The 24,655-nt window shown below is 68.0% G+C and carries 20 protein-coding genes; 10 read left to right on the top strand and 10 right to left on the bottom strand.

Annotated elements, in window-relative coordinates:
- The first annotated feature begins 9 nt into the window (after positions 1-9).
- Together AC1DVI_RS06150 and AC1DVI_RS06145 are read left to right on the top strand one after the other, a co-directional pair.
- Positions 10-774 carry an HdaA/DnaA family protein gene (locus AC1DVI_RS06150; RefSeq protein ID WP_476957177.1) on the top strand — a complete coding sequence of 255 codons (765 nt, stop codon included), beginning with the start codon at positions 10-12 and terminating at the stop codon, positions 772-774.
- A complete protein-coding gene (locus AC1DVI_RS06145; protein ID WP_476957176.1) occupies positions 713-1,492 on the top strand; it encodes an SDR family oxidoreductase in 780 nt (259 codons plus the stop codon). The genes AC1DVI_RS06150 and AC1DVI_RS06145 overlap by 62 nt, the downstream gene beginning before the upstream one ends.
- Before the next feature lie 97 nt (positions 1,493-1,589).
- Here the strand turns inward: AC1DVI_RS06145 and AC1DVI_RS06140 are convergent, their stop codons facing one another.
- Both AC1DVI_RS06140 and AC1DVI_RS06135 read right to left on the bottom strand, forming a co-directional pair.
- Positions 1,590-3,212 carry a CYTH and CHAD domain-containing protein gene (locus tag AC1DVI_RS06140; RefSeq protein ID WP_476957175.1) on the bottom strand — a complete coding sequence of 541 codons (1,623 nt, stop codon included), beginning with the start codon at positions 3,210-3,212 and terminating at the stop codon, positions 1,590-1,592.
- Between the two features lie 71 nt (positions 3,213-3,283).
- Positions 3,284-3,802 (bottom strand): SixA phosphatase family protein, encoded by a 519-nt coding sequence (locus AC1DVI_RS06135; protein ID WP_476957174.1) that lies wholly within the window; start codon positions 3,800-3,802, stop codon positions 3,284-3,286.
- A 216-nt stretch (positions 3,803-4,018) separates the two neighbouring features.
- Between AC1DVI_RS06135 and AC1DVI_RS06130 the strand changes: the two genes are divergently transcribed.
- Positions 4,019-6,166, top strand: a complete 2,148-nt coding sequence (locus tag AC1DVI_RS06130) for an RNA degradosome polyphosphate kinase (protein ID WP_145623822.1) — start codon at positions 4,019-4,021, stop codon at positions 6,164-6,166.
- Positions 6,167-6,185: 19 nt separating this feature from the next.
- Entirely contained in the window at positions 6,186-7,739 is a 1,554-nt protein-coding gene (gene ppx, locus AC1DVI_RS06125) for an exopolyphosphatase (RefSeq protein WP_476957173.1), read from the top strand.
- A 30-nt stretch (positions 7,740-7,769) separates the two neighbouring features.
- Here the strand turns inward: ppx and AC1DVI_RS06120 are convergent, their stop codons facing one another.
- A complete protein-coding gene (locus AC1DVI_RS06120) occupies positions 7,770-9,059 on the bottom strand; it encodes a hypothetical protein (RefSeq protein ID WP_476957172.1) in 1,290 nt (429 codons plus the stop codon).
- A 264-nt stretch (positions 9,060-9,323) separates the two neighbouring features.
- Positions 9,324-10,490: a ribonuclease D gene (gene rnd, locus AC1DVI_RS06115; RefSeq protein ID WP_149165304.1), complete on the bottom strand. Its 1,167-nt coding sequence runs from the start codon at positions 10,488-10,490 to the stop codon at positions 9,324-9,326.
- Positions 10,491-10,656: 166 nt separating this feature from the next.
- On the opposite strand from rnd, the gene aspS reads away from it, so the two are divergent.
- On the top strand, positions 10,657-12,486 hold the full coding sequence (gene aspS, locus AC1DVI_RS06110; protein ID WP_476957171.1) for an aspartate--tRNA ligase: 1,830 nt from the start codon (positions 10,657-10,659) through the stop codon (positions 12,484-12,486).
- Positions 12,487-12,597: 111 nt separating this feature from the next.
- Here aspS and AC1DVI_RS06105 read toward each other — a convergent pair whose 3' ends face one another.
- Both AC1DVI_RS06105 and AC1DVI_RS06100 read right to left on the bottom strand, forming a co-directional pair.
- Positions 12,598-12,825 (bottom strand): hypothetical protein, encoded by a 228-nt coding sequence (locus AC1DVI_RS06105; RefSeq protein WP_476957170.1) that lies wholly within the window; start codon positions 12,823-12,825, stop codon positions 12,598-12,600.
- A gap of 149 nt (positions 12,826-12,974) precedes the next feature.
- Complete coding sequence (locus tag AC1DVI_RS06100) at positions 12,975-13,856, bottom strand: cell envelope integrity EipB family protein (protein ID WP_476957169.1); 882 nt, start codon at positions 13,854-13,856, stop codon at positions 12,975-12,977.
- A 105-nt stretch (positions 13,857-13,961) separates the two neighbouring features.
- Here AC1DVI_RS06100 and AC1DVI_RS06095 point away from each other — a divergent pair, with 105 nt between their 5' ends.
- The 5 genes from AC1DVI_RS06095 to AC1DVI_RS06075 all read left to right on the top strand — a co-directional run bounded on the left by AC1DVI_RS06095 (position 13,962) and on the right by AC1DVI_RS06075 (position 19,837).
- The gene (locus AC1DVI_RS06095; RefSeq protein ID WP_476957168.1) at positions 13,962-14,948 is read left to right on the top strand and encodes a 2-hydroxyacid dehydrogenase; all 987 of its coding nucleotides are present in this window, start codon (positions 13,962-13,964) and stop codon (positions 14,946-14,948) included.
- A gap of 248 nt (positions 14,949-15,196) precedes the next feature.
- Positions 15,197-16,003, top strand: a complete 807-nt coding sequence (locus AC1DVI_RS06090) for a GGDEF domain-containing protein (protein WP_476957167.1) — start codon at positions 15,197-15,199, stop codon at positions 16,001-16,003.
- Positions 16,004-16,111: 108 nt separating this feature from the next.
- A complete protein-coding gene (locus tag AC1DVI_RS06085) occupies positions 16,112-17,848 on the top strand; it encodes a sensor histidine kinase (RefSeq protein ID WP_476957166.1) in 1,737 nt (578 codons plus the stop codon).
- Positions 17,849-18,034: 186 nt separating this feature from the next.
- Complete coding sequence (locus AC1DVI_RS06080; RefSeq protein ID WP_149165310.1) at positions 18,035-18,412, top strand: response regulator; 378 nt, start codon at positions 18,035-18,037, stop codon at positions 18,410-18,412.
- Between the two features lie 27 nt (positions 18,413-18,439).
- Complete coding sequence (locus AC1DVI_RS06075) at positions 18,440-19,837, top strand: PleD family two-component system response regulator (RefSeq protein ID WP_476957165.1); 1,398 nt, start codon at positions 18,440-18,442, stop codon at positions 19,835-19,837.
- Positions 19,838-19,941: 104 nt separating this feature from the next.
- On the opposite strand, the gene rpmG is transcribed toward AC1DVI_RS06075, so the two are convergent.
- From rpmG to AC1DVI_RS06055, 4 genes are all read right to left on the bottom strand, one after another.
- Positions 19,942-20,109 (bottom strand): 50S ribosomal protein L33, encoded by a 168-nt coding sequence (rpmG, locus tag AC1DVI_RS06070; RefSeq protein WP_012974790.1) that lies wholly within the window; start codon positions 20,107-20,109, stop codon positions 19,942-19,944.
- Between the two features lie 161 nt (positions 20,110-20,270).
- Positions 20,271-21,794 carry a S41 family peptidase gene (locus AC1DVI_RS06065; protein WP_149165312.1) on the bottom strand — a complete coding sequence of 508 codons (1,524 nt, stop codon included), beginning with the start codon at positions 21,792-21,794 and terminating at the stop codon, positions 20,271-20,273.
- Between the two features lie 215 nt (positions 21,795-22,009).
- Complete coding sequence (gene rnr / locus AC1DVI_RS06060; protein ID WP_476957164.1) at positions 22,010-24,295, bottom strand: ribonuclease R; 2,286 nt, start codon at positions 24,293-24,295, stop codon at positions 22,010-22,012.
- Between the two features lie 114 nt (positions 24,296-24,409).
- The coding region (locus AC1DVI_RS06055) for a hypothetical protein (protein WP_476957163.1) at positions 24,410-24,655 on the bottom strand (246 nt) is incomplete at its 5' end.

Below are 24,655 nucleotides of genomic sequence, written 5' to 3'. Positions count from 1 at the left end.
TCCCGCCTCATGACCCTTGCGGCTCAGATACCGCTCGACCTCGGACACCGCGCCGCCATGGGCTGCGAGGATTTCCTCGTGGCGCCCAGCAACGCCGAGGCGGTGGCGTGGCTCGACCGCTGGCCGTCCTGGCCGGCGCCGGCCCTGACGCTGTATGGGCCGGACGGTTGTGGCAAGACCCATCTGGGCCATGTCTGGCGGGCGCGCAGCCACGCCCCCATCGCCATGGGCGACACCCTGGACCAGATCGACCCGCACGCCCTGCTGGCCCGCGCCAACGCCGTGGTGGTGGAGGACGCGGACCGGGTGACCGGCGCGCCGGCGCGGGAGGAGGCGCTGTTCCACCTCTACAACCTCGCCCGCGACTCGGGCGGGCATCTGCTCCTGCTGTCGCGCCGCCCGCCGTCACGCTGGCGGATGAAACTGGCCGACCTGCGCTCCCGCATCAAGGCAGCCCCCGCGGTGGGGGTGGATGCGCCGGACGACGCCCTGCTCGCCGCCGTGCTGGTCAAGCTGTTCGCCGACCGCCAGTTGCGGCCGGGCATGGACCTCATCACCTATCTGCTGACCCGGATGGAGCGGTCGCTGGAGGCGGCGGGTCGGGTGGTCGCGGCGCTTGACCGCGCCTCGCTGGCCGCGCACCGTCCCTTGACCGTGCCGCTGGCCCGCGAGGTGCTGGCCGGTCTGGAGGCCGGGAAGGGAGGAGACGAGGATGGATCTGGGAATTGCCGGACGCCGCGCCATCGTGTGCGCAGCCAGCAAGGGACTGGGTAAGGCCTGCGCCATGGCGCTGGCGCGCGAAGGGGTGCAGGTCACCATCACCGCGCGCGGCCGCGACCTGCTGGAGGCAGCCGCGGAGGAGATCCGCAAGGAGACCGGCGCCACCGTGACCACCGCCGCCGGCGACATCGCGACGGAGGAGGGGCGCGCCGCCGCGCTGGCCGCCTGTCCGGAGCCCGACATCCTCGTCAACAACGCGGGCGGCCCGCCGCCGGGCGACTTCCGCGATTGGGAGCGCGACGACTGGGTTCGTGCCGTCGAGGCCAACATGCTGGCCCCGATCTTCCTCATCAAGGCGACGGTGGACGGCATGATCGGCCGCCGCTTCGGGCGGATCGTCAACGTCACCTCGGCGGCGGTGAAGGCGCCGATCCCGATCCTCGGCCTGTCCAACGGGGCGCGGGCGGGGCTGACCGGTTTCGTCGCCGGGCTGTCGCGCCAGACCGTGCGGCACAACGTGACGATCAACAACCTGCTGCCCGGCCCCTTCGAGACCGACCGCCTGCGCGCCACCATGGAAGGCGGGGCCAAGGCCAACAACCGCAGCCTGGACGAGGAGATGGACCTCCGTCGCGCCGGCAACCCGTCCGGCCGCTTCGGCGATCCGGCGGAGTTCGGTGCGGCCTGCGCTTTTCTCTGCTCCGCCCACGCCGGTTTCATGACCGGGCAGAACGTGCTGATGGACGGCGGCGCTTATGCGGGGACGCTGTAGGCGGCTGGTTGAGACGCCCGTCTTAGGGAACTGGCCTCCACCCCGGCCCTCCCCCGCTTTCGCAGGGGAGGGTTAGGATGGGGGCAACGTTACGCCCTCACCAGAACACCGGCCCGTCGCGGAACGCCTTCCACAGCCCCGGCAGCGTCTTGCGGCGCTTGTCGGCCTGCTTGGCGAGCCAGCGGGCGGTTGCTTCGGTGGCGGGCCGCTGCTCCGGCCGATCCGCCGACAAGCGGCGCAGAAGTCCACCGGCCACCGCCGCGTCGTGCTCGGCGTCGAGCGCACCCAGCAGGGCGTCCAGCGCGGCGATGAAAGGCACCGTTGCGGTTTCAGCGTAGAGGCCGCGGAAGAACTCCGCCGTGTGGCGCAGCTTGCGCAGGCGGCGGCGCAGCCGGTCGCGCGTCGCGGTGTCGGCGCCGTCCAGGTCGCGGCCCGCCTTCGACGCCCCAGCCTTCAGCGCCTTGGCGTGCTGGGCGGCAAGCCAGAGGCCGGACAGTTCGACCATCGGGCGGTCGAGCTGGGCGCGAACCTCCGGAGCGGCGCCGGACTGCCACGCCCCGTCCTCCAGCCAAGCGCCGAGCGCCAGGATCAGCCCGGTGCAGCGCGGCGACTGGATCGCCTCCACCGCCGCCAGCGCGGGCGCCCGACGGGCTTCCCGCACCGCGGCGGTCAGCGCGGCGATTCCGTCGGCCGGGGCCTTCTCCGTCGCCGCGAAGGGCGCGATCCCGTGGGACAGCAGCACATCCCAGTCGCGCGCCGGGCCGAGCTGGCGGGAAAACCAGCGGATGTCGTTCCTGGCTCGGCAGCCGTCCGGCACACCGGCCAGGGGACGGAACAGACGGATGGCGGTGCGCAGGCGGCGCAGCGCGACGCGCATCTGATGCAGCCCCTCCACGTCGCCCCCGGCCAGGGCGCAGGCCTCGTTGGCGAGCAGCAGGCGCAGACCGTGCCGCACGATGTGGCGATAGGCCTCGGCCACCGTGGTGACCGGGGTGAGGCCCAGCGGTTCCGGCAGGGCGGGGGCGGGCAGGCGTCCGGTGACGAGGCGATCGCCGATCTCCGCCTTGCTCTCCGTCCCGATGCGAACCGGAACGCGGCGCTGGAGCGCCAGCGCGAGGTCGAACAGGCGGCCGATGCGGCCCGATTTCAGCTCAAGCTCGACTTCGCTGATGCGGGCGCAGGCGTTGCCGGCGGTGATCCGGCCCTCGTCCACCGCCACCTCGATGGAGGTCAGGGCGTCCGGGCGGACGAGCAGGGTGGTGCGCCGGAACTCCGTCGTGAATTGCGGAACCAGCGCCGCCCGCGCGTCCTCCGGCACCAGGGCAGCCACGCCCTCGGCTTCGAGGGGCGTCATGTCGGGGGCGGCCGTGGGGATGGTCCAATCCCACTTCTTGCGGATGGCCACGGCGGCCGAATCGCCGGGGGTGGCGGCGTTGAGGGTCTTCAGCGTCTGCAAGAAGCGGTCGCCGTCCTGCCGCACCCGCAGGGCCACGCCCCCCAGGAACAAGCGCCGGTCCGGCGTGTCGTAATAGACGGTCCGCAGGTTGCGGACGGCCGGAGCACCTTCCGCCGCGCCCTTCAGGGCGGACAGGTCTGCAACGCGGGAAAGATCACGCGGGTCGAGGTGGAGCTTCATCTCCACCTCGCGCATGGCGGACACCGTGGCCGACACCGCGGCGGTTGCACCCGGAGGCGCGTTGTTCTGGGGCGCGGAAGACACGGGGGGCGACTCCTGCTCGGTTCCGGGCCTGCTCGGTTCGGGGTTGAAATACCCCATTTGGCAAAAGGGCGTTAAGAGAGTTTCCGCGGCAGGATGAAATCGGCCAGCCGTCCCGCCCCGCTGTCCAGGTCGGCCCAGCGGGAGGCTTCGAACAGAAGAACCGCGCAGGCGCCGGTCGGAAACTTCTCCGCCAGCGCCGCGCGGTGCCGTTCCTCGCCGCTGCCGGTCAGCTCACGGGCGAGGTCGTGGAGGTCCGGATTGTGGGCGACCAGCATCAGCGACGACACAGAGTCGGGTGCGTCGCGCAGCCGTTCCAGAAGGACCCGCGCTCCGCACAGGTAGAGGCCGCGCTCGCGCTCCACAGGGATGTCCGGCGCGTCCATCACCTCCAGCAGCCGGTCGGCGGTGTCCGCCGCGCGCCGGGCGGTGGAGCACAGCACCAGCCCGATGCGCGCTCCGCGGTCCTTCAGTTCGTGGCCGACCAGCCGGGCCGCCTTCCTGCCCCGCGGCGCCAGCGGGCGGTCGTGGTCGTCCAGGGAAGGATCGTCCCACGCGGACTTGCCGTGGCGCATGAGATACAGGGTCTTCATCGAGGCTGTCCCTTCCTGTCCGGATCGCGGCCCAGCGGGATGCGCGGGGGGTGCGACTGTTTTCGCAGCGGTATTATCGTGACGGCAGTATTATGCTGTCTGACCCAAAACCGTAACGTAGTTGGGGTAGGTTGCTTGGCCCGCCGACCGCGGCGGGCGGTCCGGCCCGACCGGACTGTAGCGGCACCACCCATCACGCAAAAGCCCGAGGCTGCTGTGACCGAACTTCAGGACTTGGAAGCGACCTGCATTGAAGCGGACGCGCCGGAGCGCTTCATCAACCGCGAACTGTCGTGGCTGGCCTTCAACCAGCGCGTCCTGGATGAGGCGTCCAACCCGAACCACCCGCTGCTTGAGCGGCTGAGGTTCCTGTCGATCTCGTCCAGCAACCTCGACGAATTCTACATGGTCCGCGTCGCCGGCCTGAAGGGGCAGGTGGCCGCGGGGGTGAAGACCCCCAGCGCCGAGAACCTGACCCCGGCCCAGCAGCTCACCGCGGTGAACCAGCGCATCGTCGAGCTGATGAACGCGCAGCAGACCATGTGGCGCAGCCTGAAGCAGGACCTGCGCGAGGCCGGCATCATGGTGGTCGGCGCCGAGGACCTGACCGAGGGGGAGAAGGACTGGCTGGAGGCCAAGTTCCTGGATGACATCTTCCCCATCCTGACACCCATCGCCGTGGACCCGGCGCACCCGTTCCCCTTCCTGCCCAACCTGGGCTTCTCGCTGGCGCTGCAACTGCACGAGCCGGTGAAGGGGCGGCATCTCGACGCGCTGGTCCCGCTGCCGGCGCAACTCGACCGCTTCATACGCCTGCCGGGGTCGGAGATCCGCTTCATCCAGCTGGAAAAGCTGGTGATGCTGTTCATCGACCGGCTGTTCCCGCCGTTCCAGGTGAAGGCCCACGGCGTCTTCCGCGTCCTTCGCGACAGCGAGATGGAGATCGAGGAGGAGGCGGAGGATCTGGTCCGCACCTTCGAAAGCGCGCTGAAGCGCCGCCGCCGCGGCAGCGTCATCCGGCTGGCCACCGACGCCGGCATGGCCGCCGACCTGCGCGAGTTCCTGCGCCACGAGCTGCGCGTGTCGAACGACGACGTGTTCGTGCTCGATGGACTGATCGGCCTGTCGGACACCCGCCAGCTCATCGTCGACGAGCGGCCGGATCTGGTCTTCCGCCCCTTCAACGCCCGCTTCCCGGAGCGCATCCGCGACTTCGGCGGCGACTGCTTCGCGGCCATCCGCGACAAGGACATCGTCGTCCACCACCCGTACGAGAGCTTCGACGTGGTGGTGCAGTTCATTCGGCAGGCCGCGCGCGACCCGCAGGTGGTCGCCATCAAGCAGACGCTCTACCGCACCAGCAAGGACAGCCCGATCGTCGCCGCGCTGATCGAGGCGGCGGAGGCCGGCAAGTCGGTGACCGCTCTGGTCGAGCTGAAGGCCCGCTTCGACGAGGAGGCCAACATCCGCTGGGCGCGCGACCTGGAGCGTGCCGGCGCCCAGGTGGTCTACGGCTTCGTCGATCTGAAGACGCACGCCAAGGTGTCGCTAGTGGTGCGGCGCGAGAACAAGGCGCTGCGCAGCTACGTCCATTTTGGGACGGGCAACTACCACCCGATCACCGCGAAGGTCTACACCGACCTGTCCTTCTTCACCTGCGACCCGGCGCTCTGCCACGACGCGGCGGTGATGTTCAACTACATGACCGGCTACGCCACGCCGAAGCTGCTGGAGAAGATCGCCATCGCCCCGATCACGCTGCGCCAGAAGCTGGGCCAGCTGATCGACGCCGAGGTCGCCAACGCCGCCGCCGGCAAACCCGCCCACATCTGGGTGAAGCTGAACTCGCTGGTCGATTCGGAGATCATCGACCAGCTCTACAAGGCGTCGCAGAAGGGCGTGCAGATCGACATGGTGATCCGCGGCATCTGCTGCCTGCGTCCCGGCGTCAAGGGCCTGTCGGAAAACATCCGGGTGCGCAGCATCGTCGGGCGCTTCCTGGAGCATGGGCGCGTCATCTGCTTCGCCAACGGCCACGCGCTGCCCAGCCCGCAGGCCAAGCTCTTCATCTCCTCCGCCGACTGGATGACGCGCAACCTGGACCGCCGCATCGAGACGCTGGTGCCCATCGAGAACCCGACGGTGCACGAGCAGGTGCTGGACCAGATCATGGTCGCCAACCTGAAGGACGAGGCGAACACCTGGAAACTCGGCCCCGATGGCGTTTATCATCGGGTGGAGGCTGGTCCGGACGCGTTCAGCGCCCATAACTATTTCATGACGAACCCCAGCCTGTCGGGGCGCGGCAGCGCGCTCAGCAGCAAAAAGACGCCGCCGCGGTTGAAGCTGCGTACGGTCATTTGATTGAGGACATCGGTTGCCTATGACGCCGGCGCAGGAACACACGGTCGCTACCAAGGCCGTTGAGAGGGTGGTCGACAAGGGCGAGCGGATCGCCGTGATCGACATCGGGTCCAACTCGATCCGGCTCGTCGTCTATGACGCTCTGAAGCGGTCGCCCCTGCCGGTCTTCAACGAGAAGGTCCTGTGCGGGCTCGGCCGCGGCGTGGAGAAGACCGGCCGCCTGAACCCGGACGGCGTGGCCCAGGGCCTGGAGGCCCTGGAACGCTTCGCCCTTCTGGTCGCCGGCATGCGCGTCGGCCGGCTGGATGTCATCGCCACCGCGGCGGTGCGCGACGCCACGGACGGGGCGGCTTTCATCCAGCGGGTGAAGGACCGCACCGGCCTCGACGTCAGCGTCATCAGCGGCGAGGAGGAGGCTCGGCTGTCCGCCATGGGCGTGCTGTCCGGCACTCCCGCCGCGGACGGGCTGGTCGGCGACCTCGGCGGCGGCAGCCTGGAACTGGTGCGGCTGGAGCGCGGCGTGATCGGCGAGCATCTGACGATGCCGCTGGGGCCGTTGCGCCTGATGGAGATGAACCCGGCCAAGCCGAACGGGCTGGTCCGCGCCATCGACCAGCATCTGGAGAAGCTGGACTGGCTGGCCCAGATGCGCGGGAAGCCCTTCTTCCCGGTGGGCGGCGGCTGGCGGGCCCTGGCGAAGCTGCACATGGAGCATGTGAAGCACCCGCTGCACATCATCCACCACTACACGGTGCCCTTCGCCGAGGCGCGGGACTTCGCCGGGCTGATCGCCAAGCAGAGCCGGTCCTCGCTGGAGAAGATGTCCGGCTCCCGCCGCCGGATCGACACGCTGCCCTACGCGGCGCTGGTGTTCGAGCGGCTGCTGCGGATGGTCCAGCCCTCCAGCGTGGTGTTCTCGGCTTACGGGTTGCGGGAAGGGCATCTGTACGCGCTGCTCGATCCGGAGGGACAGCGGCAGGACCCGCTGATCGCCGCGGTGGAGGATTGGGCGCAACGCTTCGTCCGCATCGGCGACCCCGCTCTGCTGGTGTCCTGGACCGGCAACCTCTTCGCCGGGGAGGACGACGCGGCCCTGCGGCTGCGGCAGGCCTCCTGCCTGCTGAGCGACGTCGGCTGGGCCGAGCATCCCGACTACCGGGCGGAGCACGCCTGCCTGCGCATTCTGCGCTACCCGTTCCCCGGCATCGACCATGACGAGCGGGCCTTCCTGGCGCTGGCCGTCTATGCGCGTTACGCAGGCTCCATCGACGGTCCGGGCACGCCCAACGCGGTCACCGCGGGGCCACGGTCGCTGCTGAGCGATGCCCAGGCGCGCAAGGCGCTGGTGCTGGGGCTGGCGCTGCGGCTGGCGCACACGCTGACCGGTGGGGCCACCGCGTTGCTGCAGCGTACGGCTCTGAAGGTGTCGGGGGAGCGGCTGGTGCTGACCCTGCCGGACGATTTCAGCGTGCCGGCCGGCGAGACGGTGCAGCGGCGCCTGGACGCGCTGGCGAAGGCGCTGAACCGCAAGGGTGAAATCGTGCCGCCGGCCCGGCCGCAAGCGGCGGAGTAGGAGCGGGGGGCGGCGGAGGAGCCGCCGCCCTCACGCCACCTTGGCGTGGGCGATGGCTTCGCGGACGCTCACGCCCTTGCGCAGGATGTTGTCCACGGCGCGGCCCTGCACCATCGTGATGCCGACCTTGTGGGCGTAGACGAGGCTCGACACGCTGTCGCAGCGCGCCAGGATGAACTTGCAGCGGTCCTGCTCCTGGATGCGCTCCATGAAGTACTTCTCGAAGGTCGGGTCCATTTCCAGCATGTCGTTGGACCAGAAGATCTTGGCGTAGTCGGCGTTCAGATATTCCAGGTCGAAGTTCGTCACCCAGAAGGGGTTCAGCCCGTCCACGGCGATCTGGTAGCGGCGGTCCTGGGCGAACTCCACGACCTCGTTGAACAGCGACAGATTCTCGATCAGGTCGCCCTTGGAGATCTCCAGCACCACCTGTCCGCGGAAATCGAGGGGGAGACGCTCGTCGAACTTCACGAAGCCGGTGGAGATGACGGTGGACAGGTTGATGTTGATGCCGATGCGCCGGCCCCGCATGAAGCTGAGCCCGTGGTTCAGCGCGCGCAGCACCGACTGGTCGAGGTTGGCCGTGAAATAGTTGAACAGCCACTTGTTGGCCGTGATGTCGTAGTCCGGGCAGAGCCGCTCCTGAAGCAGCTTGATGGAGATGTAGAGTTCGAAATAGGCCATGTCCTCTTCGGCGTTGCGACCGATGTTGGCGATGGCCTGGTTGAAGAGGAAAGGCGACAGGTCGAACATCTGCATCGAGCGTTCGAGCTTGGCCATCTCTTCCAGAGTGATCGGCGGCTTCGTTTCGTTGGAATGATCGCCGGTCTCGCTGGCCTGCAATTCCTCGATGAAACGGATGACGTTGATGAAGTTCAGCGCCAGTTCCATGATCGAGTAGAGCGAGAATTCCTTGTAGGGGTTTGCCCCGATCAGCGTCGTCTTGGCCAGGAAGATCTGCTCCACCTTCTGGCAGACATCGGTGACGCCGGTCAGCTTCAGCCCCTTGTAGAGGATGATGACGTCGCCGTTGGAGATGTTGAAGGATTGCAGATAGGAGGCCTTGCTCGCCAGTTCCTGGATGATCGTGCGGACGATCATCTGGCTGGACGGGTCCTTGTCCCGCAGCAGCGACAGGTGCATGTGGATCAGTCGCATACCCTGCAGTTCGGATTTCGCAGAGCGGAGCAGATTCAGCAGCTTGTCGTTGTCAAATTCGGGCTTCTGGTCCTTCGCGGCGGCGACCGCAGCCTGCTTCTCCGTCGTGGAGAGGCGGACGCGGTCGCGTCCCATGGGTGGTTTGCCGCCGAACCTGCTCATACGCGAAATCCCCCGGGTGTGCGCATAGGGCGTGTGCGCACCTTATAGGCGAGAATTCCATCCGCGAACCAAACCGCACCGATACACGGCATGGATACGGAGCCCGTGACTTATTAGCCCTGACCTTTTTTAACAATGCCTTAAAGCGCTGTTAATTGCGATGAATTGTTTCATAAATTTGGCTAAACGTCTCGGAGCCACCTGAACCTGTAACGTCCCGGACCGACTCTTGGGCCATTCTGGAACGATTCTGGATGGGGCCGTTTACGACCCCTCTCCATTGCCGGCCGGAACGATGCGGACACGACGGTCGAGCACCGCCAATCCGATGCGACCGTGTTTCAGCGCCAACGCGTCTTCGCCGAACAATTCGCGGCGCCAGCCCTGCATCGCAGGGACATCGGCCCCATCGTCCGCGGCGATCGCCTCCAGATCGGCGGCGGAAGCGATCAACTTTGACGCCACATTGTTCTCATCGCACTTCATCTTCAGAAGCACGCGCAGCAGCTCAACGACTGGTTGCAGTCCAGGCGGCGGTTCCTCGCGCGGCTCGACGCGTGGCAGTTCGGAGTCCGGCAGGTCCAGACCCTTCTGAACGCAGGCCAGCACGTCGGCGCCCTGCCGTCCCTCGGCGAAGCCGCGGCCCATGCCGCGGGTACGGGCGAGGTCGTCCACGCTGGTCGGGGCATGGGCGGCGATCTCCAGCAGCGCCTCGTCCCGCAGCACGCGGGAGCGGGGCAGGTCGCGGCGCTGCGCCTCGCGCTCGCGCCATGCCGCCAATTCCTTGAGGACGGCCATGAAGCGCGGCTTGTTGGTCCGCACCTTCAACCGCAGCCAGGAACTGTCCGGGTCCGCCTGATAGGTGGCCGGATCGGTCAGGACGGCCATTTCCTCTTCCAGCCAATGGGCGCGGCCGGAGCGGACGAGGCGGCGCTTCAGCTTCTCGTAGGCCGGGCGCAGGTGGATCACGTCGGACAGGGCGTAGGTCAGCTGCCGCTCGGTCAGCGGGCGGTGCGACCAGTCGGTGAAGCGGCTGGACTTGTCGATGCGCGCCCCGGCCAGCTTGGTGACCAGCGTCTCGTACCCGACGCTTTCGCCGAAGCCGCAGACCATGGCCGCGACCTGGGTGTCGAACAGCGGGTGGGGAATCTGGCCGGACAGGTGCCAGAAGATCTCCACGTCCTGCCGGGCGGCGTGGAACACCTTGAGGATCGCCGGGTCCACCATCACGCGGAACAGCGGCGCAAGGTCGATGCCTTCGGCCAGCGGGTCGATGGCGACCGCGCCGTTCGGTCCGCCGACCTGCACGAGGCAGAGCTGCGGCCAATAGGTCTTCTCGCGCAGGAATTCGGTGTCGACGGTGATGTAGTCCACCCCGGCCAGCGAGCGGCAGAAGGCGTCAAGGTCTTCGGTGGTCGTGATCAGTGTCATGCGGGCTTCATACACGAGCGCGCGTCCGCGCGAAAGCTCGCCCTTCGGCAACTCTCCCGGCGTGCAGCGAACGCGGATGGCGACTTGACATTCCCGCGCTGTCGGTGTGGTGTGTCGGGCCGCCTTTCCGCGCAGGATTCCGACCTTTTCCAAGGTGTTTCGACCCATGCACCCCTACCGCACGCACACCTGCGGCCAGCTTCGCGAAGAGAACGCCGGTCAGATTGTCCGCCTGTCGGGCTGGATCAACCGCAAGCGCGACCATGGACAGCTCCTGTTCATCGACCTGCGCGACCATTACGGCCTGACGCAGTGCGTGGTCGACACCTCCAACCCGGCCTTCCAGGCGGCGGAGCGGCTGAAGCTGGAATCGGTCATCACCGTGACCGGCAAGGTGGTCAAGCGCACGGCGGAGACCATCAACGACCGCCTGCCGACCGGCCGCATCGAGGTGCAGATCGCCGAACTGACCGTGCAGGGCGAGGCGGAGCAGATCCCGCTGCAGGTCAACCAGGACACCGACGCCGGCGAGGACGTGCGCCTGCGCTACCGCTTCCTCGACCTGCGCCGCGAGCGCATCCACGAGAACATCCTGATGCGTTCGCGCGTCATCGCGTCGGCCCGCCGGCGCATGATCGAGCAAGGCTTCACCGAGTTCCAGACGCCGATCCTGACCGCCTCCTCGCCGGAGGGGGCCCGCGACTATCTGGTGCCCAGCCGCAACCATCCGGGCAAGTTCTACGCGCTGCCCCAGGCGCCGCAGCAGTTCAAGCAGCTGCTGATGGTCGCCGGTTTCGACCGCTACTTCCAGATCGCCCCCTGCTTCCGTGACGAGGACGCCCGCGCCGACCGTTCGCCGGGCGAGTTCTACCAGCTCGACTTCGAGATGTCCTTCGTCACCCAGGAGGACGTGTTCGCCGCCATCGAGCCGGTGCTGCACGGCATCTTCGACGAGTTCGGCGGCTTCCGCCGCGAGACGCCGCCGGCCATCGACAAGCCGCCCTTCCGCCGCATCTCCTTCGCGGAGTCGATGCTGAAGTACGGCAACGACAAGCCGGACCTGCGCAACCCGCTGGAGATCACCGACGTCACCGCCGTCTTCAAGCGCGACGACGTGGAGTTCCGCGCCTTCAAGCAGACGCTGGAGAAGGGCGGCGTGGTCCGCGCCATCCGCGCCCCGAAGGTGTCCGACAAACCGCGCAGCTTCTTCGACAAGCTGAACGACTGGGCGCGCGGCCTCGGCGCTCCGGGCCTCGGCTACATCATCTTCGAGGCGGCGGGCGGCAAGGGCCCGATCGCCAAGTTCGTGCCGGAGGCCGCCCAGGCGGAACTGCGCACGGCGGCGGGCGTGGAGGACGGCGACGCGGTCTTCTTCGTCTGCGACCAGCCCGGCCCGGCGGCCAAGCTGGCCGGCTTTGCCCGCACGAAGATCGGCGAGGAGCTGGACCTGATCGAGAAGAACGCCTTCCGCTTCTGCTGGATCGTCGACTTCCCGATGTACGAGCTGGACGAGGAAACCAACAAGGTCGTCTTCAGCCACAACCCCTTCTCCATGCCGCAGGGCGGCCTGGAGGCGCTGAACACGATGAACCCGCTGGACATCAAGGCGTACCAGTACGACATCGTCTGCAACGGCGTGGAGCTGTCGTCGGGCGCCATCCGGAACCATCTGCCGGAGGTGATGTACAAGGCGTTCGCGATCGCCGGCTACCCGCCGGAGGAGCTGGAAGCCCGCTTCGGCGGCATGCTCAGCGCCTTCAAGCTGGGCGCCCCGCCGCACGGCGGCTCGGCCCCGGGCATCGACCGCATCGTGATGCTGCTGGCCGACGAGCCGAACATCCGCGAGGTCATCGCCTTCCCGCTGAACCAACGCGCGGAAGACCTGCTGATGCAGGCTCCGGCCCCGGTGGATCAGGCCCGTCTGCGCGAACTGCACCTGAAGCTGGACCTGCCGAAGCCGAAGGTCGCCGCCGAGACGCCGAAGGCCGCCACCTGACCATCCGGGCTCTTCCCTCCCTTCCCGCTTCGGCGGGGAGGGAAGGGCGGCCAACAAGAAAGCCCCCCGTCCGCGAGGCCGGGGGGCTTTCTTGTTGGGAACGGAAAGGCGTCAGGCCGCGACGTTGCCGGCGGCGGGCGATCCGATCATGCGGTAATAATTGGAATCGACAAGAACGAGGCAGCTCAGCGTCTTAGCGTCGCCCTCATCCTCCGTGCTGACCACGCGGGCATGCGGGATGCCGAACAGGGTCACGGTCTCCCGCACGCGCCAGGACCGCCCGTTGGTCGCGCCAACGGTCTGGAACACCTGTCCCACCAAAACCTGCTTCTTGGCCATAGGAAAACCCTCATCCTGCTGTCGGTGCGCGCCACGAATCCGCTGAGGCGTAGTGCGCAACCATGCACAGTCTAGGCCACTTACCTCAAAACAGGGCGGAATGAATTGTAACGAAATGCGCCACGCGCTGTGAGCTTTGCGTTTGGCGATCAGCAGCCCGATTTCGGCAGCGCCTCCACCTTCTCCAGGATGGCGTTCACGGTGAAGTCGCCATAGTCGATCTGCATGGATTCGGCGACGCCGTTCTGCAGCAGCCGCAGGCTCATCTCATATTCCGGCTGGGCCGAATCGCTCTTCAACGGGAAGAAGGCCATGCGCACCGGCCACGCCTTCTTGCCCTTCAGCAGCGGGTCGGCGCTGTCCTCCTTGGTCTGGACCGCCGCGCCGATGACCGTCGACACTTCGGTCGCCCCTTCCGAATCGGCCCCGTCGAAAACGACCCGGTTGAAGAAGGTGTCGCCGGCGCCGGCGTGGTCGAGCACCGCCAGGGTGTGGGCCGTCGGGAACATGGTGTCGGGGGGCAGTTCCATGTCCTGGGGCTCCGGCTTCGAGAAGGCGGCGCTGCCGGTGCCGTCCTTGGCCAGCCGGGCGTCGCCGCGCACCTCCTCGTCCTCCTCCCCGTTGATCAGCTTGCGGACGTTGAAGCGGTAGCGCTGGCCGTCCTTGGCCTCCCATGTGGTGTAATTGGTGGTCATCGCCATCTCGTCGCCCTCGGCATAGACGAAACGGAGCTGGAAACGCTGCTCCGTCGTCCAGCCGTCGCAGGCGTCGGCCCATTCGAACAGCATGCGGCCCCGCACGTCGCTGACCTTGGAACTGTTGCGGGCGGACAGCAGCGACATCTTGTAGACGGCGCGGTGAGGCTGGATGTTCGCCGCCGCCCCGGCCGCCGCCCCGGCCGCCGCCCCCATGGCCGCGCCGGCGGGGGCCGCCTGGGCCGGGCCGGTGGCGGGAAGGGCGGTCAGGGACACCAGGAACGCGCCGAAGGTCGCGCAAAGGGCGAGGCGGGCGGCGGAGCGGCGGTTCTGCAAAGCGACATCCACAGGTGATTGGCAGCGTCGGATGGATTATGGGTGTTTCGGTGTCGGAGCGGAAGGCCCGACCCCCCGAATAAACGGAAGGCTGAGGACGGATTCATGCGCAGCGACTCTCCCGCATCACGGCCCGTACTCCTGGTGACCCGGCGCCTGCCCGAAGCGGTGGAGGCACGCGCCGCGCGCGATTTCGACGCCCGGCTGAACCCGCAGGACCGCGCGCTGTCCGGCGCGGACATCGCCGCCCTGGCGGGGGAAGCCGGCGCCCAGGGCATCCTGTGCACCGCCGGGGACCGGCTGGACGCCGCGGCCATCGCGGCCCTGCCCGACGCCGTGCGGATCGTCGCCACCTTCTCGGTCGGCACCGACCACATCGACCTGAACGCGGCCAAGGCCCGCGGCCTGATCGTCACCAACACCCCGGACGTGCTGACCGACGCGACCGCCGACATCGCCCTGCTGCTGATGCTCGGCGCGGCGCGGCGCGCGTCGGAGGGCGAGCGGATGATCCGCGCCGGAGCCTGGAGCGGTTGGACGCCCACCCAGCTTCTCGGCACCCATCTCGGCGGAAAGCGGCTGGGCATCATCGGCATGGGCCGAATCGGGCAGGCGGTGGCGCAGCGGGCGCGGGCCTTCGGCATGACCATCCACTACTCCAATCGGCGGCGCCTACCCGCGGAGCAGGAGGCCGGCGCCGTCTACCACGCCGAGCCCGAGGCGATGCTGGCGGTCTGCGACGTGCTGTCGCTGCATTTTCCGGCGACTCCGGAAACCACCCATTGGCTGAACGCGGAGCGGATCGAGCGCCTGCCGCCGGGGGCCGTCGTGGTCAACACCGCCCGCGGCTCCGTCGTCGACGACGAGGCCCTGATCGCCGCGCTGGCCTCCGGGCGGCTCGCAGCGGCGGGTCTGGACGTGTTCGAGAACGAGCCGAACCTGCACGCCGGTTACCGCGGGCTGGAAAACGCCTTCCTTCTGCCGCACCTGGGCAGCGCCACGGTCGAAACCCGCAACGCCATGGGATTCAAGGCGCTGGACAATCTGGACGCCTTCTTCGCCGGGGCGGCGCCGCCCGACCGTGTGGTGTGACGTCGTCGCAAGCGGGCCGGTCCGATCCCGGACAAGCCGATTGTTCGAAAGCCGTTCAAAAGAAAAAATAAATCAAAAATAGATAAAATTTTCCGTAACAGGTCGTTCTCCAGGCAAATTCTGCCTGGGGGCGGCCGTGCCCGGCAGAAGTTGCCGGGACGAACGGCCTAGTCTTCTGGTTTTCCTCATATGGCACGGCGATTGCTTCGAGTTCGGCGCAGCTAGTGCCGATCATGTGGAGAAAGCCCATGAGCGCCGTCGTGACCGCCCAGGATCTGGCCCGGGATCTGGAAGCCATTGCCGCCGATCACCACGACGGGCTGCCTTTCGACCGGGGGAACCACGACCGGCTGCTGCGGATGCCCCCTTTGCGCGGGGGCCGCATCGCCCATTCGGCGGCGGTCGTGACCGTCGAAGCACCGGCCTTGGAAAGCCAGCTTGCCGAGGCCCGCGCCACAATCGCCGAACAGCGTGACCGAATCGCCTACCTGGAAAGTCTGTCCATGACGGACGAACTGACCGGTCTGCTGAATCGCCGCGGCTTCTTCAGCCATTTCCGGCGTGAGATCGCCGCCGCGCGGCGGCAGAGGGCCAAAGGAAGCGGCAAGGGCGGTGGGGTTCTGGTCATCATTGATCTGGACGGCTTCAAGCGGATCAACGACACCCACGGCCATATGGCCGGCGACGCCTATTTGCGGCAGGTCGCCCGGCTGCTCGTCGGTGCGGTTCGCGAGGAGGACGTGGTGGCCCGCCTGGGCGGGGACGAGTTCGCTCTGCTGCTGACGAACACCGATGCAGCCTGCGGCACCGCCCGCGCCCGGCAGATCGCCGCGGCAGCCTGTCGGCGCGGCGTCCAGTGGAACAACACCGACCTTCCGATCCGCTTCTCCTTCGGGGTGCAGGCCTATGGGGCCGAAGACCGGGAGGAGGAGGTGATCCGTCTCGCCGACTCCCACATGTACAGCAACAAGGCGGGGCGCCGCCCACGCTCGCCGGGAGGCAAGGCCGGGCAGCCCGGCGCGCGTTCGGCGGCGAACCGTCGGGCCAGCGGCTGAACTGGGGCGGGCCGCCGGAACCCGGATCGGTCAGCCTGTCGCACCCCCCAAGCCGCGCTTGACCGGACGCTGATCCCGCCGCAGCATCTGCACCTTTCCGTCGCAAAGGTGCCCGCTCTGAACACGTCTTCGGATCGCCCGAATCCCCCGTCACCCCAATCCCCGGCTGAGCAATCATCCATCTGCGCTGCCGCCGATGCGATACAGCCGCACGGCGCCCTGGTGGCTTTGCGCAGCGATGGCGCGACGATCCTTGCTTGCAGCGCCAACACGGCGGAATTCCTCGGCTTGGCTCCGGAGCGGCTGTTGGGTCGGAGCGTCGACGTGCTGGAACTGCCCGAGCTTGCGGCGTTGCTGACGGAACTGCACGCCTTGCCGTCGGACCTGCGGGCGTTGGGGTTGCATGCCACCGTGACACCGCCGGGAGGAGAGCCGCTGCTGGCCTTCCTGCATGAGCATGGCGGGCGGGCAATCCTGGAGGTTGAGCGGCCGCCCGCCGGACTGGAGAGCCGCGCCGCCACGGCACCGCCGGCCGGCGTGCTGCCCGGGATCGCCGCCCTGCGCGACGCCGCGGGGCTGGAGGCCATCGCGGCTCATACCGCCCACACCGTCCGCCGTCTGACCGGGCTGGACCGGGTGATCGTCTGCCGTTTCGACGCCTTCGGCAACGGCGAGGTGGTGGCGAAGGACCAAGCGCCGGATTGGGACCACGCCGCCCCGGATCTTCACCCGGGCGCCGCCCTGCCGGCGACCGCCTTCGATGGCGCCCCGGACGGGAATCCGCGGGTGCGCGTGATCCCCGACCATGCGGCGCAGCCGGTTCCCCTGCTGCACGCCGACACCGCGGCCCCACCGCCCGATCTGGCCCACGCGCAGCTGCGCAGCCCACCGCCGGACCGGCTCGATTTCCTGCGACGGATGGGGGCGGGAGCCGCCCTGACCGTGCCGGTCGCCCACGGCGGCAAGCCTTGGGGGGTGATTTCCGGCCATCACCGGCGGCCCTATGTGGTGCCGTTCTCAACCCGGATGCTGGCCGCCATGGCCGCCGACGCGCTCAGCCTGATGCTGGACACCGCCGAACGCGCCGTGGAGCGGGAACGTCGCGTCGCTCAAGCCGCGCGGCAGGCGGAAGTGAACAGGGCCAAGTCGGACTTCCTCACCGGGATGAGCCATGAGCTTCGCACGCCGCTGAACGCCATCATCGGCTACGCGGATTTCCTGTTGCATCCGGGGACCGGTCCGTTGACCGACCGGCAGCGCGATTTCATCGGCAACATCCGCGCTTCGGGCGCGCATCTTCTGGAACTCATCAACGACGTGCTGGATCTGTCGAAGATCGAGGCTGGGCACGTCGAGTTGCACGACGAGGATGTCGATATCGCGGTTGTGGTGGGCGAGGTCTACGCCCTCCAGGAGTTGTCCCTGGCATCGTCGGGGCTTTCCTTCGACGCCTCGTTTCCCCGGCCGCTGCCTCGCCTGCGGGCGGACCGCCGGTCGCTACGACAGATCCTGCTGAACCTGCTGTCCAACGCCGTGAAGTTCACCCCGGCGGGTGGTCGCGTCGCCATTGACGTGACGCGTACCGAGGAAGAGACCGGAACCGGGCTGTGCATCGCCGTGGTCGACACCGGAATCGGCATTCCGGAGGAGCACCGCCTCACCGTGCTTGAGCCCTTCCGGCAGGTGCCGGGCGAACGCATCCGCAGCGGCGCCGGGACCGGCTTGGGCCTGTCCATCGTGCGCTCCTTGGTGGAGGCCCATGGCGGTCGGCTGACCCTGTCCAGCGCGCCGGGGGAGGGCACGCGCATCGACCTGCATTTCCCGCCGGAGCGGCTGATCGCATGACGGAATCTGTTGAATCCTCTGGACTTCGAGGGAAACAGCGGGCTGCGGGAGGCATCGCTAACGACAATTTAACCGTCGCGGCGGGACAGTGAACGGGCTATACCGGTCTCTCCGGGTGTGGTCGCTGCAAGCAGGAGCGCGGGTGGCACGATGCTCGCGGAACCGAACAGCCCCAAGAAGGCGCCGATGGACGACCGAACCGTGAAGCGTGTCCTGATCGTCGAGGACAACGAGCTGAACATGAAGCTCTTCCACGATCTGCTGGAAGCGCACGGCTACGCGACGCTTCAGACCAGCAGCGGGATGGATGCCCTTGCCATGGCGCGGGAGCACCGTCCGGATCTGATCCTCATGGACATCCAGTTGCCGGAGGTGTCAGGGTTGGAGGTCACGCGCTGGATCAAGGATGATCCGGCGCTCAAGTCCATTCCGATCATCGCGGTGACCGCCTTTGCGATGAAGGGGGACGAGGAGAAGATCCGCGAGGGCGGCTGCGAGGACTACATCGCCAAGCCGATCTCGGTGACGAAGTTCCTGGAAGCCGTTCAGAAATTCCTTCGCTAACCTGTTACGGGATCGGTCGCACGTTCCATGTCCGCTCGCGTCCTCGTCGTCGACGATGTCCTTCCGAACGTGAAGCTGCTCGCGGCGAAGCTGACGCGCGAGTATTTCAACGTCATCACCGCCAGCAATGGTCCTGAGGCGCTGGAGATGGTCCGGCGGGAGTCGCCGGACATCGTTCTGCTCGACGTCATGATGCCCGGCATGGACGGGTTCGAGGTGTGCGAGAAGATCCGCTCCGATCCCGCGACCATGCACATCCCGGTGGTGATGGTCACCGCCCTGTCGGACGGCGCCGACCGAGTGCGCGGGCTGGAGGCCGGCGCCGACGATTTCCTGACCAAGCCGGTCAATGACGTCGCGCTGTTCGCGCGGGTGCGGTCGCTTGTCCGTCTGAAGATGATGATGGACGAATGGCGGCTGCGCGAGACGACCTCCGGCCAATTGGGGGTTCTGGAGCCAACCGGTACGCTGAACAGCGAATCCTTCGAGGGTGCCCGCGTCCTGGTGCTGGAGGATTCGCTTCTTGATCTGGACAGGGTCACTGAGACGCTGAAGCGCGACCACGCCCATGCGATGGCCGCCGACACCTGCGCCACGGCGCTGGAGCGCGCGCTGGGCGACGATTTGGACCTTGTGGTCATCAGTCTGACCCTGTTGAACGAGGATGGCCTGCGCCTGTGCTCCCAGCTCCGCTCGCACGAGCGGACCCGGCAGGTGCCAATCCTGCTGATGGTGGAGGACGGCGACCTGAACCGCGCCGCCAAGGGGCTGGAACTCGGCGCCAACGACTACATCAGCAAGCCCATCGACCGGAACGAGCTGCTGGCCCGCGCCCGCACCCAGATCCGGCGCAAGCGCTACCAGGAGCGGTTGCGCGCGAACTACGAACACAGCCTGTCCATGGCGCTGACCGACAGCCTGACGGGCGTCTTCAACCGCCGTTACATCAACGCCCACCTGCCGCGGTTGCTGGAGAGGGCGATCGACAACCACAAGCCGGTGGCGATCCTGCTGTTCGACATCGACCATTTCAAGGTCGTCAACGACAGCTACGGCCACACCGTGGGCGACGAGGTGCTGAAGGAGGTGTCCAGCCGCGCCAGCCGCAACCTGCGCACCTTCGATCTGGTGGCGCGGTTGGGCGGTGAAGAGTTCGTGGTCATCCTGCCCGACACCGACGCGGAAGCGGCTCTGACGGTGGCCGAGCGGTTGCGCAGCCGCATCGCCGACACGCTGTTCAAAGTGTCCGCCGATGTGGGCGAGATCCCGGTCACGGTGTCCATCGGCGTGACGGTGGGCGGCCGGTTGGGCGACACCGCCGAAGGGCTGATCCGCCGTGCCGACGACGCTCTGTACGAGGCAAAGCGCGCCGGGCGCAACTGCACCATCGCCGACCCTTCCGCCAACGCCCTGCTGGCTCCCTGACGGGGCGGCTGACAAAGCTGTCCCCTTGGAAAAGCCGGACAGCTTCCGGACAAACAAAAGGCCGCCAAAAGGCGGCCTTTCTGATTCCGGCAGTCCGGGAAACCTTACTTGATCTTGGCTTCCTTGAACTCGACGTGCTTGCGCGCCACCGGGTCGTACTTGCGGAACGACAGCTTCTCGGTGGTCTTCTTCGGGTTCTTCTTCTTCACGTAGAAGAAGCCGGTGTCGGCCGTGCTCACCAGCTTGATGAGGACGGTGTTCTGCTTCGCCATGATCTCAATCCCGACTAAAAATCCGAAACCCGCCAGCCCGGCGGGGCGGCGTCGTAGCGGGGGAAGATACCCGCTACAGCCGCGATGTCAAGCCTTTGTAAAGTGGCCGGAAGGGCCGATCGACGTCCTTGTTTTCGCCTGTATTCGGGGCGGAAAACGACTCAGCGCTCCGCCACCGTGTTGGTGGAGGACAGGGCGACCGCCCGCTGGTAGAGCGCCGGTTCGGCGAGAAGGCGCAGCGCCACCTTCAGGTCGAGTTCCGGCTCATGCTCCTTCCAGGGGCAGGCTTCGCGGAGGCGGGCCAGGGCGTCCTCGTCGTCGGCGGCGCGGGCGCGCCAGCCGGCGAACTGGGTCATCGGGCGCGCCCGGCCGTCGCGCAGGTCGGACAGCAGGGCGACGGGATCGTCCTGCCCGGTGCGGCTGGTGCAGACCGTCGGCTGCACGCCCTGGCGGTGCAGGGTGTAGCCGGCGGGCGTGTAGATGCGGCTCCAGGTCAGGAACAATTCGCCGTCGTTGGGCAGGCGGGTGACCGTTTGGACGCTGCCCTTCCCGTAGGAGGAGGCGCCCACCACCACCGCCCGACCGGAGTCCTGGAGTGCCGCCGCCACCACCTCGGCGGAGGAGGCGGAGCGCCCGTCCACCAGAACGACCAGCGGCATCCCGTCGGCGATGTCGTCGGGACCGGCCTCGAAGCGCTGGCGGCTGTCGGGGTGGCGGCCTTCGGTGGTGATGATCTTGCCCTGGGCGATGAACAGGTCGGCCACGGCGACCGCCTGGTCGAGCAGGCCGCCGGGGTTGCCGCGCAGGTCGAGCACGAAACCCCGCAGGCCCTTGCCCATGCTCTGCCGCGTGGACAGGACGGCGTCGCGCAGGTTGGACGCGGTGGCGGCGTTGAAGCGGTCCACCTTCAGCACGCCGACCTGCTCGGACACGCTGGCGTTCACCGTGTTGGGGACCACGCGCTCCCGCCGGATGGGGGCGCGGCGCGGCGGGTTGCTGTCGCGTGCCACGGTCAGCAGGACCATGGTCCCGGTCGGGCCGCGCAGTCGGTCGCGCATATCCGTCTCGGTCAGGCGCGCGGTCAGGTCGCCGTCGATCGCCAGAAGCTGGTCACCGCCGCGGATGCCGGCGCGGTCGGCCGGGCTGCGCGGCAGCACGTTGCGGATCAGGGTGCGCCCGTTCGCCGTCTCCAGCGACAGGCCTATGCCGCCGTATCCCTCGCGCTGGGCACGCTCGCTGGTGGCGCGCTGGGTGCCGGTGTAGCGGGAATAGCCGTCCAGATCCGTCATCACGGAATCGAGGACCACCTGATAGACCCGCTCCGGCACCGCCTGATAGAGGGTGGGGGAATAGAGGCGGGCGCGTTCCACCGCCTTGGTGGTCAGGGCGGCCCAGCCGGCGGCGTCGGACAGGGACGGTGCGGCGTACTCTGCGATCAGGCTGCCAGACACGTACAGGCGTACGGAGTTGCCCTGGCGCTCGGCGCGGGCGGTCGGATCGATGGTCGCGAGACCCTTCAGCCCGTCCAGACCAAGGCGGCCGAAATCGACCTGTTGGAGATACACTTCGGCGATCTTGCCGTACGCGACGGCGAAGACCTGCTCGCTGATGAAGGCGGCTTCGGTCGCGGCTTCGGCCGGACGGGGCAGCGTCCCGCCGAGGCTTCCGAGGCCGACAGCGAGCATGGCGGCCGCGAGTGGGACCGAAAGACGCCCGCGCGGCGAAAATCCTCGTTTCCGTATGCCCATGGCGCGCCGTACGCGGCCTCCTTTCCCACAGGCGGACCCGGATGGTTTCCCACCGGATTCGAACGGATAAGGAATAGCACTTCAGAAATGAGGGCTGGCGGGACAAAAGACGGGGGCAAGACTCTTTGTCGTGGAATGTCCACCACTGTGACTCAGCGGCCACGCTTCAGTTGCTTTTGGGTTGTGCGGCCAGCGAACCGCGTGCCACGCCGGGTGTCGTCAGGGTGGCTGGATTGCAACGGATGATCCGTACCGCCAGCAAATCCCCCGGAGGGATCCCCCTCCGCGCGGGGCAGGGCGAACAGGGTGCTGCCGGTCAGTGGATCGGCCTCCATCAACACCACCTTCACCGCGGCGCCCAGCCGGTAGGTGCGGCCGGTGCGCTGGCCGACCAGGGCGTGGGCGCGCTCGTCATGCTCGTACTGGTCGTCGGGCAGGGTACTGGCGGGGATCAGCCCGTCGGCCCCGTTCTCGTCGAGCCGGATGAACAGGCCGAAGCGGGTCACCCCGGAAATCCGCCCGGTGAACAGGGCGCCCACGCGGTCGGCCAGGAAGGCGGCGGTGAAGCGGTCGATGGCGTCGCGCTCGGCCGTGGCGGCGCGGCGTTCGGTCGTCGAGATGTGCTCGCCGATGTCGGTCAGACCGGCCATGGCCGCGTCGTCCAGCCCGCCCGGTCCCAGCCCGTGCGCGCGGATCAGCGCCCGGTGCACGATCAGGTCGGCGTAGCGGCGAATCGGTGAGGTGAAATGGGCGTAGCGGTCGAGCGACAGGCCGAAATGGCCGATGTTCTCGGGGCTGTATTCCGCCTGCGACTGGCTGCGCAGGATGACCTCGCTGACCAGTTGCGAGTCCGCCGTGCCGGCGGCGCGGTCGAGGATCGCGGTGAAATGGGCCGGGGTCAGCCGCGGCACCCGCGGCAGCGTGTAGCCGAGGCCGGTCAGGAACTCCCGCAGCGCCTCCTGCTTGTCGAGCGACGGCTGGTCGTGCACGCGGAACAGGCCGGGCATGCCCGCCCGCTCCAAGCCGTCCGCCGCCGCGACGTTGGCGCAGATCATGAACTCCTCGATCAGCCGGTGGCTGTCGAAACGCTCGCGCGCTGCGATCTCCGCCACCCGCCCGCGCGCGTCGAGCCGCACCCGCCGTTCCGGCAAGTCCAGTTCCAGCGTGCCGCGCCGCTGCCGGGCCGCCCACAGGCAGGCGTAGGCGCTGTAGAGCGGGGCGATGACCGTCTCCAGCAGCGGTGCCGTCGCCTCGTCCGGAGCGCCGTCGCGAGCCGCCTGCACCTGCTCGTAGGTCAGGCGCGCGGCGGAGCGCATCAGGCCGCGCACGAAGCGGTGCCGCAGGAGAGCGCCGTGGCGGTCGATCCACAGATGCGCCGCGAGGCAGGCGCGGTCCTCTTGCGGGCGCAGCGAGCAGTGGTCGTTGGACAGCGCCTCCGGCAGCATCGGCACGACGCGGTCGGGGAAGTAGACGGAGTTGCCGCGCTCGAAGGCCGCCCGGTCCAGCGCCGAATTTGGGCGCACGTAATAGGCCACGTCGGCGATGGCGACCAGCAGGTGCCAGCCGCCCTGGTTCATCGGGTCGGGGTCCGGTTCAGCCCACACCGCGTCGTCGAAATCGCGGGCATCGGCGCCGTCGATGGTCACCAGCGGGAGGGCGCGCAGGTCGGTCCGTCCCGTCAGGGAAGGAGCCGCGGCGTGTGACGCCTCGCGCAGGGCGGCGGGCGGGAAGTCGGTAGGAAGCCCGTGGGTGTGGATGGCGATCAGGCTGACGGCGCGCGGCTCCGCCGTGTGGCCCAGCCGCTCCGCCACGCGCGCCTGCGGCAGCCCCAGCCGGGCGGCGGGGAGCAGGTCGGCCAGCACCAGTTCGCCCGGCTCGGCGTCGTTGCGGTTGGCCGGGAGGACCAGCAGTTCGGTCTTGTTGCGCTTGTCCGTGGGGATGATGCGCCCGCCGTCCGCCGACGGGTGATAGACGCCGAGAACGCGTCCAACGGTGCCGTCCAGCCGTCGGATGGTGCGCGCCTCGTACAGCCGGTCGTTGATGCGGCTCAGCTTCGCCAGCACCCGGTCTCCCGCTCCCAGTGTGGGATGGCCCTTCTTTTCCGGCATCATGAAGATGCGCGGCGGGTTGCCCTCGCCCGTCCAGGTGATCGGGCGGGCGGTGACCTCGCCGTCCGGATCGACACCGGTCATCTCCAGCACGGCGACTTCCGGCAGCGACTGCGGCGGGGCGACGCGCTTGTTGCGCCCGCGCTCCACGGCACCGTCGGCCTCCAACTCCTTGAGAAGCTCCTTCAGTCTTTCGCGGTCGTCGCTGCCCGACAGCTTGAAGGCGCGCGCGATCTCGCGCTTACCGACCGGCGTCGTGCTGGAGCGGATGAAGGAGAGGATCGTGTCCTTATCGGGAAAGCTGCCGGAGCGGCGGGGCGTGTCGTTCAAGGGAATTCGTGCCGTGGAGGGTGGACCGCTTAAGTAAGCCCTGGAGGCGGCGAATCCAACCGCGACGCCATCGCGCCGTTGCAAGAACGCTTCAAAAGCGTTCGTTGGCTGTTTTCAAAATCGAAAGGTGCTGCTGAGGGCGATGCCAACCGTCTTCAGGCTCGATGCAACGACGGAAAAGGCAATCGGAAAGGAAAAAATTGGTTGGGGGACTAGGGTCTGTTGACATTCATGTGGCGAAGGGGGGTTCCCGCGGCTTGCGAAACCTGATTCAAGGCTGCCGAGCAGGAGGTGGCCTTGGACCGATTGGTGCTGCAGGATGATCAATGGGAGCGGATCGCACCGCTTTTGCCGGGAAAA

The organism is Azospirillum sp. P4_B5 (assembly GCF_056402275.1).
This window is presented reverse-complemented; position numbering and strand designations above follow the sequence as displayed.